This is a genomic window from Pantoea sp. EKM20T, assembly GCF_011800485.1.
Taxonomy (GTDB): Bacteria; Pseudomonadota; Gammaproteobacteria; order Enterobacterales; family Enterobacteriaceae; genus Pantoea; species Pantoea agglomerans.
Genome location: NZ_JAALFW010000003.1, coordinates 288,200 through 300,920, shown reverse-complemented (window position 1 = coordinate 300,920; position 12,721 = coordinate 288,200). Strand labels below are relative to the sequence as shown.

The following is a 12,721-nucleotide window of genomic DNA, read 5'->3' as shown; positions in this document are numbered from 1 at the left end:
CCGCTATTTTTGCGCTATCACCCAAAGGAGGATAGCGATGATTGCCGTACTATTTGAAGCCGAAGCCCGACCCGAACACCAGATGCGTTACCTGCAACTGGCTGCCGACCTTAAACCGCTGCTGATGCAAAACAGCGGGTTTATCTCTCTTGAGCGCTTTCAAAGCCTGACCGATGAGAAAAAAATTCTCTCGCTCTCCTGGTGGCGCGATGAAGAATCGGTGCTGGCCTGGAAGCGCAACCTCTGTCACCAGTCCGCACAGCGTGAAGGCCGCGAGACCCTTTTTGCCGGTTACCGTCTTCGCATCGTCACGCTGATCAGAGAATATGCCTCACAACAGGGAGTAAATTAACATGTTCGATATTCATGTCATCCTGCAAAATAGTCCAGGCACACTTTCCCGGCTCACCACGCTGCTGGGCCGTCATGGGATTGGACTGGAAGGCGGCGGCCTGTTCTCCTTTGGTGAGCAAAGCCACGCTCATTTTCTGGTTGAGGAAGGCGAACGGGCGCGGGCCGTGCTTGAAGCAGAAGGTATCGCCGTCGAGGCAGTTAACGTCCCGCTTATTCGCAGGTTACCGCAACAGCGTCCCGGCGAGCTGGGGGCGATCACTGCACGCCTTGCCGATGCCGGAATCAACATCCTGGTGCAATACAGCGATCACGCTAACCAGCTGATCCTGATTACCGATAACAATCGATCAGCCGCCGGGCTGACCACAGAATGGGCACTGTAATCTGATGGCAACTCCACAACCGCATAACGCACCTGACGATAGCGAAGCACTTGAGAATGCGATTGTGGGCGTCGCCGCCGCAATGGCCGATCCGTCACGGGTGAAGATGCTGTCCGCGCTGATGGATGGACGCGCCTGGACCGCCACCGAACTCAGTGCCGTCACCGACGTGGCGCCCTCAACCGCCAGCGCCCATCTGAACCGGTTGATCACCAGTGGCTTGATCGTCTGCGTGGCGCAGGGGCGTCACCGTTATTACCGACTGACCGGCAGTGACATCGCTGCGCTGATTGAGAACATGATGGGCGTGTCGTGGCGACGGATTGCCGCGCCGGCGAGCACCACCCCGACATCACTTCGCTCCGCCCGCACCTGTTACGACCATCTGGCCGGTGAGATTGCGGTGCAGATCTATGCCGCAATGGCGCAACAGGGCTGGATCACGCCGGAAGGCAGCGCTGTCACCCTGTTGGGTCTGCAGCAGTTTGCGGCGTTGCAGATTGATCTGTCACAGCCCGGACGCCGCAGAGCCTGCTGTGGCTGTCTCGACTGGAGTGAGCGCCGGTTCCATCTCGGCGGCTACGCGGGTGCAGCGCTGCTGAGTGCCTTTGAAACGCAAGGCTGGCTAACCCGGCAGCCTGGCTACCGTGAAGTGGTTTTTACCGTAGCGGGCGTCCGACATTTACATCAGATTTTTGGCATAACCTTTCCCTGACGCCTTGCTGCCTGCGTTCTGAACCTTTTTTTTGCCGCCAGACTCTGCGCTGATGGCCTCAGACAAGCCAGATTCCCTCTATTCGCCTGCAACACGCTTATGAAATCTGTCACATTTCCGCAAACTCCTCTCAGACTCACTAACAGGCACAAAAAAACCATCCCGCCATTTAACCTGTTGAATGCGAAACACTTTAAGTGATAACGCCTGGCAATCATGCGGCTGGCACATTAATCGATGCCCTTTTTGCACTTATTTAGCGCCGGGCGCTGATCCACTCTTCAGTGACAGGCGCGGCAAAAAGCGTCAAACCTTACTGGAGTTACTGATGCAGACAACCTCACCCATGACTCACCGCGCCAGGATTGGCGCAATATTCCGTGTTACCTCAGGCAACTTTCTCGAACAGTTCGACTTCTTCCTGTTCGGTTTCTATGCCACCTACATCGCCCATACCTTTTTCCCGGCCAGCAGTGAGTTCGCCTCACTGATGATGACCTTTGCCGTATTTGGCGCAGGGTTCCTGATGCGCCCGATTGGCGCGGTAGTGCTGGGCGCGTACATCGATAAGGTCGGTCGTCGTAAAGGGCTGATCGTCACGCTCTCCATCATGGCGGCAGGCACCTTTATGATCGTACTGATCCCCTCTTACCAGAGTATTGGCCTGTGGGCGCCGCTGCTGGTGCTGATCGGTCGGTTGCTGCAGGGCTTCTCCGCCGGTGCAGAGCTGGGCGGCGTGTCGGTCTATCTGGCAGAGATCGCCACACCAGGCCGCAAGGGCTTTTACACCAGCTGGCAGTCGGGCAGTCAGCAGGTCGCGATTATGGTGGCGGCGGCGATGGGCTTTATCCTCAACGCGGTGCTGGAAGAGAGCGCCATCCGTGAATGGGGCTGGCGCATTCCGTTCCTGTTTGGCTGCCTGATTGTGCCGTTTATTTTCTTGCTGCGTCGCAAGCTGGAAGAGACCCAGGAGTTCAACAACCGTCGCAGCCATCCCGATGTGAAGCAGGTGTTCCGCATCCTGCTCGCCAACTGGCAGGTGGTGATTGCCGGGATGCTGATGGTAGCAATGACCACGACAGCGTTTTACCTGATTACGGTTTACGCGCCGACCTTTGGCAAGAAAGTGCTGCTGCTCAGCGCCTCTGACAGCCTGCTGGTGACGTTGCTGGTGGCGGTATCGAACTTTATCTGGCTGCCGATTGGCGGTGCGATCTCCGACCGCTTTGGTCGCAAGCCTGTGCTGGTCGCCATGACCCTGCTGGCAATAGTCACCACCTATCCGGCTCTGAGCATGCTGGCCGCCGCACCGGGCTTCTCGATGATGCTGGGCGTGCTGCTGTGGCTTTCAATGATCTATGGTCTCTACAACGGCGCGATGATCCCGGCGCTGACCGAAATCATGCCAGCGGAAGTGCGCGTGGCGGGCTTCTCGCTGGCCTATAGCCTGGCAACTGCGCTGTTTGGCGGGTTTACGCCGGTGATGTCAACCGGCCTGATTGAGATGACCGGCGATAAAGCCTCGCCAGGCTACTGGATGAGTTTTGCCGCAGTCTGCGCCCTGGGGGCAACACTTTACCTCTATCGTCGTACACGCAGTGCCGTATCACCTGCCCATGAAACCGCTAGCTGAGGAACGTAAAATGAAACTGAAAACGATGTCGCTGTACGCTGCTCTGCTGTTCAGCGTGGCGGGCAGCGCCACGGCGCAGGCAAAAGAGCTGACGGTGATGATTTCCGGCGGGTTTAAAGCAGCGTGGGATACGCTCTCGCCCCGCTTCGCCCAGCGTGAAGGGATCACTATCAACACCGTCGCCGGTCCGTCTATGGGCAAAACCCCGCAGGCGATTCCGGCACGACTGGCGCGCGGTGAACCGGCCGATGTGGTGATTATGGTCGGCGATGCGCTAAGCGATCTGCAAAAACAGGGCGAGACGCTGTCGGGTTCACGGGTTGAGCTGGCGGACTCCCGCATCGGCGCGGTGATCAAACAGGGTGCCACGCCGGTTAAGATCGGCAGCGAAAGCGCGCTGCGTACTGCTCTGCTGAACGCCAGCTCCATCGCCTACTCTGACAGCGCCAGCGGTAAGTATGTCAGCAGCCAGCTGTTCAGCCGCCTGGGCATTGAAGATCAGGTTAAGGGGAAAGCGGTGAAGGTTGAGCGCATCCCGGTGGCCTCAGAGGTCGCGGCCGGTAAATACGCTATCGGCTTTCAGCAGGTCAGTGAGCTGCTGCCGGTGCCAGGCGTCACTTTTATTGGCGAACTGCCGGACAAGCTGCAATACACCACCCGCTTCGCCGGTGCCGTGGTGCGCAAGTCAGCGCAGCCGGATGAGGCGGCTAAGCTGCTGCGCTGGCTCGCCTCTTCTGAAGCACAACAGGCGGTGCACGCCAGCGGACTGCACACCGTGAAAGCGTCAAAACCGGTCAGAGACGCTGATACTGTTCAATAATCAGGTTCTCCAGTTCGCCCGCAATGTGCGACAGCGTCCGGCCATTTTTACGTAGCAGACCCACGGTGCGTTTCACCTGCGGATCGGTCAATGGAACCGCCATCAGCAGGGCATGATCGTAGCCAGGCATCGACATGGCGGGGACGGCAGCAATGCCGAGCCCCGCCTCAACCATCCCCAGCATGGTGGTGACGTGCCGGGTTTCACAGATACAGGGTTTCTCCGGCATGATCGCCTGCAGCGCCTGATCCAGCAGGTTGCGATTGCCGGAGGTTTTATCCAGCCCGACCCACTCATACTGGTAAAACGCCTGCCAGCTCAGACTCTTTTTGCCAGCTACAGGATGGTCACGCCGACAGGCCGCCACATAGGGATCATCCATCAGCGGCTGGAAATGCACATCCGGCTGCGAGCGGCTGGAAAAACTGATGCCAAAGTCGGCCTGACCGCCAATCACCGCGTCATAAACGTTAGCCGCACTGCTGTCGATCAGTTTGACTCGTACGCGGGGATAGCGCGCCTGAAATAGCCGGATGATGTTGGGCATAAAGTAGTAGGCGGCTGACGGCACGCAGGCTACGGTAATCAGTCCCGTGCGGGCTAAGCTCACCTCACTGAGATCGGCCATGACCTCCTCAAAATCAGCCAGCAACTTATCCGAGCGCTGAGCAAACGCATGCCCCTTCAGGGTCAGCGTGACGCGGCGCGTGGTACGCTCAAACAGTTTGATCCCCAGCGAGGTTTCCAGCTTATCTATCCTGCGGCTCAGCGCCGACTGTGAGAGGCAGATCGATTCTGCCGCCAGGCGAAAATTGCCAAACTCCACCAGCGCGCGAAACGCATAGAGATCGTTGAGATCGAAATTAACCGGCATAAATCCCTCTTCCCTTAAACCGCATCATGCTTGTCATCATTTTCGTCACCTTCCGTAAGGGTAAAATCGGTAACAAATCTGCTGAGCAGTTGCTCCAGCGCCTCGCGATCGCTGTCCGGCCAGTGCCGGAAAACACGCTGATAGACCTGCACGCGCTGCGCATCGATTTTATCGGTCATCGCCCGGCCATCTGCGGTAATGGCTGCCTCGTTAATCCTTTTGTCCTGCTGATTTTTCTGCCGCACGACCAGCCCGGTTTCCTCCAGTTTCGCCACCTGACGGCTGACCGTGCTGTAGTCACGCCCCACCCGATCGGCCAGTTCGCCTACGCCGATCGGCCCGAACCGGCTGACCTGAACCAGCAGCGGAAACAGCGCCCGATCCAGTTCAATACCCGCCGCTTTAATCATCGCCATATCGCGCTGGGGGCGGTTAAGCGCGCCTGCAATCGTCAGCAGACAATTATGCAGCGCATCGTATTTATGTGTATTTTGCACACTTTTCATTGACGCCATCCTGAGGCAGGAATAATGTGTGTACTTTACACCTAATAACTCCCAGACAGAAGGCAGACCAACCATGAAAGCAGCGATAATCGATCAGGCAGGCGCAAAACCTCACTACGGTGACAGACCGGAACCCCAGGCCGGTGAGCATCAGCAGCGGATCACCGTCAGAGCCGCAGCACTCAGCCAGCTGGCGAAAGCCCGGGCGGCGGGCAACCACTACAGCGCCGTTTCGCAATTCCCGTTTATTCCGGGCATTGACGGAACGGGCTACCTCGACAACGGCGAGGCTGTCTACTTTCTGGCTTTTGACTCCGCCTCGGGCAGTATGGCCGAGCGGACGGTGGTCAGTAGAGAACACATCATCCCACTGCCTTCTGGCCTTGATCCGGTGCTGGCAGCAGCTCTCGCGAATCCGGGCATGTCCTCCTGGACAGCGCTGACCCGTCGGGCCGCACTTCGCCCCGGCGAGACCGTGCTGATCAATGGCGCGACCGGCACTTCGGGTCGCCTGGCGATCCGCATTGCCCGCGCGCTGGGTGCAGGCAAAATCATTGCCACCGGCCGTAACAGAGAAACGCTGCAGCAGTTGCACAATGAGGGTGCTGATATCACTCTGACGCTGGATGCGCTGCCCACCGAACTCCCCGCCCTGATGGCAGAGGGCGTTGATGTAGTACTGGATTATCTGTGGGGTGAGAGCGCACTGGCAATCATGACTGCGGCGGTTCGGGGTGGCGAAAAAATCGTGCGCTTTGTGCAGATTGGTTCGCTGAGCGGGCAGGAGATTTCCCTGCACAGTAAGCTGCTGCGCTCATCCGGGCTAACACTGATGGGAAGCGGGCTGGGCAGTGTGCCAGACCGTGAACTGATCGCCTCAATAGGGGAAATGCTGCAGGCCGCCGGACCGCACGGTTTTACCATTCCTTTCCGGTCGCGTCCATTAAGTGATATCGCGGAGGAATGGCAGAGCGACGACAGCCGTTGCCGGACGGTATTTACCCTTCCGTGACCGTCTGCTCCACCTCATGCAGAAATCGACCAGGATAATCGGGTTGGATAGCGTGCTGGGCGCTGTAACGCCCAAACAGCTTATAGCGGTTTAACGCGATGCGGTCATAAGCAAAGTTACTGATCGCGTCGGGAAAGTGGCGCAGCACCGCCAGCCCGCGCCACGGGGCCGGCAGGTGCTGCATCACGCGGAACACCGCCTGCGCCCGCAGCCAGTGCTGGTTATCGGCAATGTAGACAATGGTGCTGATGTTCTCTTCCGGCAGTCCGGCCCAGCGCAGCAGCGCTTTGCCCTGCTCGCTCTGCACCGAGGCAAAACGGACCTGCCGCGCCAGATGGTGACGCAGCAGGAACTGAACCCAGCCGTTGCACAACTTACAGACACCGTCATAGAGCACGGCGCTTTCACCGGTTTGCAGATAAGGGGGCGACGACATCCTGCAACTCCTCACTCCTCTGATGATGAACTGAAGTGTAGCGGGTTCTGGTCAGTTGCTGCTGCAGCCAGTGAATGACGGCAGCGTGATCCTGAACGCAGGCATCAACCTCATACACCGGGCCCAGCGCCATCGGAGTGGCCTGTTGTGCCAGCTGGCGCAGTTCCGGCAGATACTCAGCCCCTGGATGGCCCGGCAGCCGCTGCGACAGCCGCGCCTGATAGCGCGCCACCGCCACCTCCGGCTCAATCTTCAGCCACAGCTCCAGCACCTCTTCGACGCCCGCCTGTTTCAGTCCCTGCTCCAGCAGCGTACGGGGCTGGAACCCAAACCAGGCGTCGATCAGCCAGATCTGACTGGCGGGAGCCTGCGCGACGATGTTCCAGATCGCCTGATAGGCCGCGCAGCCCAGTTGCCGGTTACGCTGGCGATCGACCGGCGCAAAAGCGTGCATAAACGGCTCTTTCAGGCAGTCGAGCGTCAGCACCGGCCAGCCAAAGTGTTGTGACAGCACGCGCGTCAGGGTGCTTTTACCCGATGCCGGAATACCGTTAACCAGCACCACGCGTTTGGGGGGGATGTTTTGCGTCATAAGATATCGATGACCTCCGCGACACTGCTGGCCTGACGTAACCGGACCAGCGTCTCCTCATCCTCCAGCAGCGACACAATCGCGCGGATCCCCTCTTCTATATGCGCATTGCTGTCACGCGCGCCAAACATAATCACAATGTCCGCTTTATCACTGCCCTCGAACGAGATCGGTTCATTCAACAGAATCATACTGAAACAGTCGCGGATCACCCCCGCGTCCGGTCGCGCATGGGGAATGGCGATCCCCTCCTCAAACACGTAGTAAGCGCCATGGGCCAGCGTATTGGCAATGACCGCATCAGGATAAGAAGCATCGAGATAGCCGCCACTGACCAGGGGTTCGGCAGCCAGCGCGATAACCTGGCGCCAGTCCGTGGCGTCGATACCAATCTGAATAGCGTTTGCCTCTTGCAATAACTGCTTAATCGTCATCAGCTCTCCTTAAATCGACTGGCGAACCACATTGCGTAATTCATCGATTTTGACAAACAGCGCATCAATTTCATTGCGATAGCGACGGCTTTTCGCAAATAAGCTTAATGCCCGGTTATATTCCAGCATTAATTGTTTTTGCGTTTCGCCATCACGCGGATTAATAGCCAGCTGCTGCTCCAGTTGCGTTATTTTCTCGCGACTTAATTCCGCCAGATGATCCTGCTGCTGCTCGCTGGGTTGTTCCACAGCCGGAGACTTTTTTAAGAATCCAAACATAGGCTCTCCTGCCCCGTAGCATGTCGGGGTGGCTCAGATTAATAGGTAATTATAAAAGGTTTGACGCAATAAGCCGGTGATGGCGAAACGGGCGATTACCGGAATAATTGCATCTTCTCTACCAGCACACTGGTTACCGCATCATTGGCCGGCACCAGGAAATTACGCACGCTGTCATTGACCTTGCCTTTTTCAAAGGTCGATTTGCACTGCGCCACCCACTGAACATTCATTTCGGTGCCGACATTGACCTTCTCAATACCGCTGCTGACCGCCAGCCGCATATCTTCATCGCTGACGCCGGTGCCGCCGTGCAGCACCAGTGGCGTGTGGGTTGCCGCCGTGATATCTGCCAGCCGCTGATGCTGAATATGCGCTTTGCCGGTGTAAAGTCCATGCACGGTGCCGATGGAGATCGCCAGCATATCGACGCCGGTCTCTTCGACAAAGCGGCGCGCATCTTCCACCGGCGTAAACGCAATCGCCTCCATCTCCACACATTTACCATCTTCCGAGCCGCCAATCGCGCCCAGCTCCGCTTCTACCGAAACATTGTGCGGACGCGCCATATCAATCACCCGGCGGGTATTGGCAATATTCTCCTCAATTGACAGATGGGACCCGTCATACATCACGGAACTGAATCCGGCATCAATCGCGGTCTGAATCGCCGCTAAATCGGAACAATGATCGAGATGCAGACAGGTCGGGACATTTTTGCTCTCTGACAGCGATTTAATGGCATCGACCAGTAATTTATGGCCGAGATATTTCGCCGTGCCGGTGGAGATCTGAATCATTAACGGACTATTGGTTTTCTCTGCCGCTTTAAAATAGGCGGGCAGCATCTCCAGGCAGTGAAGATTAAAAGAACCCACCGCTTTAAAGTCGCGCTGTTTAGCCAGCTGTAACAGATCGGCGAAGTTATAAAGTTTCATGGATTTTTTCCTCTTGAGGTTTTGTGGATTTGCCATTAACAAACCAGGCAAGCGCGGTAACAAAGGCAATAAACAGAGCAACGAACAGCCAGTTATTCTGGAAGGCGTGGCCGAGCACCAGGCCGGTACTGATGACATCTGAGTCACTGAAGGTCACACCGGTGAAGCCATAGCTCTCCAGCATCGGCACCAGGATGGCGGGCAGAATGGTGATAAAGAGGCCGTGGACGAAGCCGCCGATCATCGCGCCGCGCCGTCCGCCCATGGCATTACCAAATACCCCGGCGGTGCCACCGGCAAAGAAGTTGGTCAGCAGGCCAGGCAGGATCATCGCCAGACCAAACATCGGGAAGACGAGCATGCCGACAATTGAGCCGAGCGTGGTGGCGAGAAAGCCAACAATCACCGCGTTCGGGGCATAGGGAAACATCACCGGGCAGTCCAGCGCCGGTTTGGCATCCGGCACGACGCGCATGGCGATACCACGGAAGGCAGGCACCAGCTCGTTCAGCAATAGACGAACGCCGCTGTAGAGCACAAAGACTCCGGCCACGAACTGAATCGACTGCATAAAGGCGTACATCAGGTAGTTCATGCCGTTGCTGTACTGGGCGATAAACGCCGGTCCGGCCGCCACAGCGGGGATCAGGTACATCGGCACCATCACCAGCGCCATCGACAGATAGGTATCCTGCAGAAACTTGAAGTTATCGGGCAGCTTAAGATCTTCAGTGGATCGCGATCCTTTGCCGACCACTTTGGCGACCGCCGCCGTGACCAGATAACCAATGGTGCAGAAGTGACCCAGGGCAACGTCGTCTGAATCGGTAATACGTCGTACCACCGGCTGCGCCAGCGCAGGCATCACCACGGCCATGATCCCGCCAAAGATACCGCCGGTCAGGATCAGCGGCAGACCGGTCAGCCCCGCTTTATAGCCAATCACCGCGCCAATCGTCGCCATCCACAGCAGGGCCTGGCCGGTCAGGAAGATGTACTTAAAGGGCGTCAGTCGCGCGATGATGATATTGACGATAAAGATCACCAGCAGCGTCAGTGCCACTTCAGACCCCAGCTCACGGTTAGCCAGCCCGGCAATGGCGGCAACATCGGTGATATAGCCGCGCATGCCAAAGCCGTGGGTAAAAATGGTATTGAGGAACGTCAGGGTTCCCACAATAATATTGATACCCGCCATCATAATTAAAAAACCGAGCAGGGTTTTAAAGGTGCCTTCCACCACCTTGCCTGCGGATTTCTTTTGCAGCAGCAGACCAATCAGGGCAATAAAGGCGATCAGAATGGACGCCTGCCCCAGCAGATCTTTTACCAGGAAGTCGATCACACTATTCATGGGCGGCGACCTTTACGTTGCGTTCTTTTAAAAAGGCCAGGATCTTCTGCTCTATTTCCGCTTTATCGGTGAGCCGGTTAAGAATAATGACCCGCTTAATCTGTTCCGGACTGGCGTCGGCATTTAACACATCGGCAAAGGCTTTTTGCGTCAGAATCATGTCCGACTTAAAGGCATTCGCTTCTGAAATGGTGGTGTGATCGATATCGGCCTCAATCTCCAGTTTTTTTAAAACCGCTTTTGCGCTCATCTCAATCGCAAAACTGGATCCTAAGCCACAACCACAGACACATAATATTTTCAGCATGGTTTTCTCCTCACAATATATTGAGTTGTTTAGCGAGTTTGTAATGGTGCCCGTCAATATCGACCAGGCGTTTTTGCATGCTTATTAAATCAATCGGAATCGGTTTATTGCTGCCATTAATAATGACCGCTTTATTCCGCATGCCTGACTGAATACAACGCACCACTTCACTGGCCATAATGGTGCCCTGATAAATCTCTTCGCAGGTGGGATCACCATTCCGCAGCCCGTAACCGAGGATAGTTTTACGGACGCGTACGCCAATAAGCGGCTCAAGCTGTTTGATTAAGGTGTCGATAGCCCCCTGAAAACCGGGCGAATATTCGCGGGTGTAGCCTTCTGAACAGAGAATGATCACGCTGTTCTGTTCTGCCAGTCGCTGGGTGATGCGCTGCGCCAGCTGTGGCAAAGGAATCTGGCACTCCGGGATCAGCGCAATGTCCGCGTTGGATTTAATCGCCGACTGCAGGGTTAATTCGCCGCAGTAACCGCCGAGTAACTCCAGCATAAATACCCGGCCAGGTAAGGCGCGCCCGGTATTCCGCAGTTTCGCGACCTCTTTTAATACCTGCTCGCAGGCGGTGGAAAAACCCAGGGTGTAATCACTGCCGAAGACATCATTATCGATAGTCATGCCGACGCCGAAACAATTAACGCCAGACTCCGACAGGGTATGGAGAAATTGCAGCGACCCGTCTCCGCCCGCCATAATTAATACGTCAATACGGGCGCTTTTCAGCTGGCGGGCAATACATTCATATTCGCTGCGCACCAGTTTCTTTTGCGTGCGTCCCGATTGCATAACCGGAATTGAGGCGATGGAAAAGTCGAGCAGATCACGCTGGCTGATATCACGATGGTTATTTGCCAGCAGGCCGGGAATACCACCATCAAATATCACGATCTCCGCCTGCGTCAGACGCCCTAACTGGAAGACAAAATTATTAATGCCGGTTACATCACCGCCACTGATCACCATTCCAATTCGCATTTCCCTCACCTCGCTGTCTTAATCTGCTGAGGGCCATTCTTCCGGTTCGTGGGGTTGCTATTTGCAGAGGAGATCACAGTTACGAGCGGTATTTTTTGGGCGGAGTTATTGACAGGGGTGTCTGAACGGCGGTTTTTGAGATCAAAATCACACTATTCGCGGGAAGGCCGATTAGAGTGAAACGATATAAATCAATGAGTTATTTCAGAAGACATCTGAATTTTATTTCGCCACACAGCGGCACAGAGTGGCTTATTCCGTGCTGTTGCAAATTTGTGACTTTCGCCTCATTTTTCCCGGTTCCGGGCCAGATAAAGCGTTCAGAAAATAGTTGATGAGGAGATATCCGGATTATTTTATGGCAGATAAACAGGCGGGCAGAATAGATTTCAGAGGGGAAGAAGGCACAGAAAAAACGAATAAGGGGCGTAGCAGCAAGCCGCTACGTCCCAAAAAGCTTACTTGGCGTAGGCTTCAGTAGACAGAGTCAGAGTGACCTCGTCGCTTACCGCTGGGACATATTTGTCCAGCTTGAAGTCAGAACGCTTGATGGTGCCGGTGGCATCAAAACCAATCGCCTGCTTTTTCACCATCGGATGCTCGCCCTGCTTGTTCAGCGTCGCGTGCAGCGTAACTGGCTTGGTGATGCCTTTCAGGGTCAGGTTGCCTTCAACATCAAATTTGTTGTCGCCCTTCGCCACCACTTTGGTGCTGTGGAAGGTCGCAGTCGGATATTTAGCGGTGTCGAAGTACTCAGCGCCTTTGAATTCTTTGGTCAGCGCAGCCACGTGGCTGTCTATTTTGCTGACTGGCAGGGTCACGTCAACGCGTGATGCCTCTGGATGATCTTTATCAAACACCAGGTTACCGGTTGCATCAGGGATATCAGCGGTAGGGTTTGAGAAGCCGAAGTGGTTCCAGGCAACTATCACCGACGTATGCTCAGGATTCAGCTGGTAGTGCATCGCCTCAGCCTGAGACAACGGGGCGTAGAGGGTGGCAGCGGCTAACAGGGGCAGTGCAATACGTTTGAAGTTTTTCACGGTCAATTCCTTATGCGGACAAAGTGAATTGAGTGTGGTCCAGTTCGCCC

General features: G+C 56.0%; 17 protein-coding genes. 6 read left to right on the top strand and 11 right to left on the bottom strand.

Annotated features, from left to right (window positions below):
- Positions 1-37 precede the first annotated feature (37 nt).
- The 5 genes from HFD94_RS07385 (at position 38) to HFD94_RS07365 (ending at position 3,905) form a co-directional block, all read left to right on the top strand.
- Complete coding sequence (locus HFD94_RS07385) at positions 38-352, top strand: antibiotic biosynthesis monooxygenase (RefSeq protein ID WP_061901455.1); 315 nt, start codon at positions 38-40, stop codon at positions 350-352.
- 1 nt (position 353) lies between these two features.
- Positions 354-737, top strand: coding sequence for an amino acid-binding protein (locus HFD94_RS07380; protein WP_010245033.1), 384 nt, complete (start codon positions 354-356; stop codon positions 735-737).
- 4 nt (positions 738-741) lie between these two features.
- A complete protein-coding gene (locus HFD94_RS07375) occupies positions 742-1,452 on the top strand; it encodes a helix-turn-helix transcriptional regulator (protein ID WP_061901456.1) in 711 nt (236 codons plus the stop codon).
- Between the two features lie 325 nt (positions 1,453-1,777).
- Complete coding sequence (locus HFD94_RS07370; protein WP_122888982.1) at positions 1,778-3,085, top strand: MFS transporter; 1,308 nt, start codon at positions 1,778-1,780, stop codon at positions 3,083-3,085.
- Between the two features lie 10 nt (positions 3,086-3,095).
- Positions 3,096-3,905, top strand: a complete 810-nt coding sequence (locus HFD94_RS07365) for a substrate-binding domain-containing protein (protein WP_122888897.1) — start codon at positions 3,096-3,098, stop codon at positions 3,903-3,905.
- Here the strand turns inward: HFD94_RS07365 and HFD94_RS07360 are convergent.
- Entirely contained in the window at positions 3,880-4,779 is a 900-nt protein-coding gene (locus HFD94_RS07360; RefSeq protein ID WP_033767197.1) for a LysR family transcriptional regulator, read from the bottom strand. The genes HFD94_RS07365 and HFD94_RS07360 overlap by 26 nt on opposite strands.
- A 14-nt stretch (positions 4,780-4,793) precedes the next feature.
- On the bottom strand, positions 4,794-5,285 hold the full coding sequence (locus HFD94_RS07355) for a MarR family winged helix-turn-helix transcriptional regulator (RefSeq protein ID WP_010670119.1): 492 nt from the start codon (positions 5,283-5,285) through the stop codon (positions 4,794-4,796).
- A gap of 73 nt (positions 5,286-5,358) precedes the next feature.
- Here HFD94_RS07355 and HFD94_RS07350 point away from each other — a divergent pair, with 73 nt between their 5' ends.
- The gene (locus HFD94_RS07350) at positions 5,359-6,297 is read left to right on the top strand and encodes a zinc-binding alcohol dehydrogenase family protein (protein WP_010670118.1); all 939 of its coding nucleotides are present in this window, start codon (positions 5,359-5,361) and stop codon (positions 6,295-6,297) included.
- On the opposite strand, the gene HFD94_RS07345 is transcribed toward HFD94_RS07350, so the two are convergent.
- From HFD94_RS07345 to HFD94_RS07305, 9 genes are all read right to left on the bottom strand, one after another.
- Positions 6,284-6,733, bottom strand: coding sequence for a thiol-disulfide oxidoreductase DCC family protein (locus HFD94_RS07345; RefSeq protein ID WP_033779212.1), 450 nt, complete (start codon positions 6,731-6,733; stop codon positions 6,284-6,286). The genes HFD94_RS07350 and HFD94_RS07345 overlap by 14 nt on opposite strands.
- Positions 6,702-7,325 (bottom strand): AAA family ATPase, encoded by a 624-nt coding sequence (locus tag HFD94_RS07340; RefSeq protein ID WP_122888898.1) that lies wholly within the window; start codon positions 7,323-7,325, stop codon positions 6,702-6,704. Before HFD94_RS07340 ends, HFD94_RS07345 begins: the two co-directional genes overlap by 32 nt.
- Positions 7,322-7,759 (bottom strand): PTS sugar transporter subunit IIA, encoded by a 438-nt coding sequence (locus HFD94_RS07335; RefSeq protein WP_010245049.1) that lies wholly within the window; start codon positions 7,757-7,759, stop codon positions 7,322-7,324. Before HFD94_RS07335 ends, HFD94_RS07340 begins: the two co-directional genes overlap by 4 nt.
- Before the next feature lie 9 nt (positions 7,760-7,768).
- A complete protein-coding gene (locus tag HFD94_RS07330; RefSeq protein WP_010245053.1) occupies positions 7,769-8,038 on the bottom strand; it encodes a hypothetical protein in 270 nt (89 codons plus the stop codon).
- A gap of 95 nt (positions 8,039-8,133) precedes the next feature.
- Positions 8,134-8,976: a class II fructose-bisphosphate aldolase gene (locus tag HFD94_RS07325; protein ID WP_010245055.1), complete on the bottom strand. Its 843-nt coding sequence runs from the start codon at positions 8,974-8,976 to the stop codon at positions 8,134-8,136.
- On the bottom strand, positions 8,963-10,330 hold the full coding sequence (locus HFD94_RS07320; protein WP_008925155.1) for a PTS sugar transporter subunit IIC: 1,368 nt from the start codon (positions 10,328-10,330) through the stop codon (positions 8,963-8,965). Before HFD94_RS07320 ends, HFD94_RS07325 begins: the two co-directional genes overlap by 14 nt.
- Positions 10,323-10,637, bottom strand: coding sequence for a PTS sugar transporter subunit IIB (locus HFD94_RS07315; protein ID WP_010245062.1), 315 nt, complete (start codon positions 10,635-10,637; stop codon positions 10,323-10,325). Before HFD94_RS07315 ends, HFD94_RS07320 begins: the two co-directional genes overlap by 8 nt.
- Positions 10,638-10,647: 10 nt before the next feature.
- Complete coding sequence (locus HFD94_RS07310) at positions 10,648-11,628, bottom strand: 6-phosphofructokinase (protein ID WP_010245065.1); 981 nt, start codon at positions 11,626-11,628, stop codon at positions 10,648-10,650.
- A 458-nt stretch (positions 11,629-12,086) separates the two neighbouring features.
- On the bottom strand, positions 12,087-12,671 hold the full coding sequence (locus HFD94_RS07305; RefSeq protein ID WP_010245067.1) for a YceI family protein: 585 nt from the start codon (positions 12,669-12,671) through the stop codon (positions 12,087-12,089).
- Positions 12,672-12,721 lie beyond the last annotated feature (50 nt).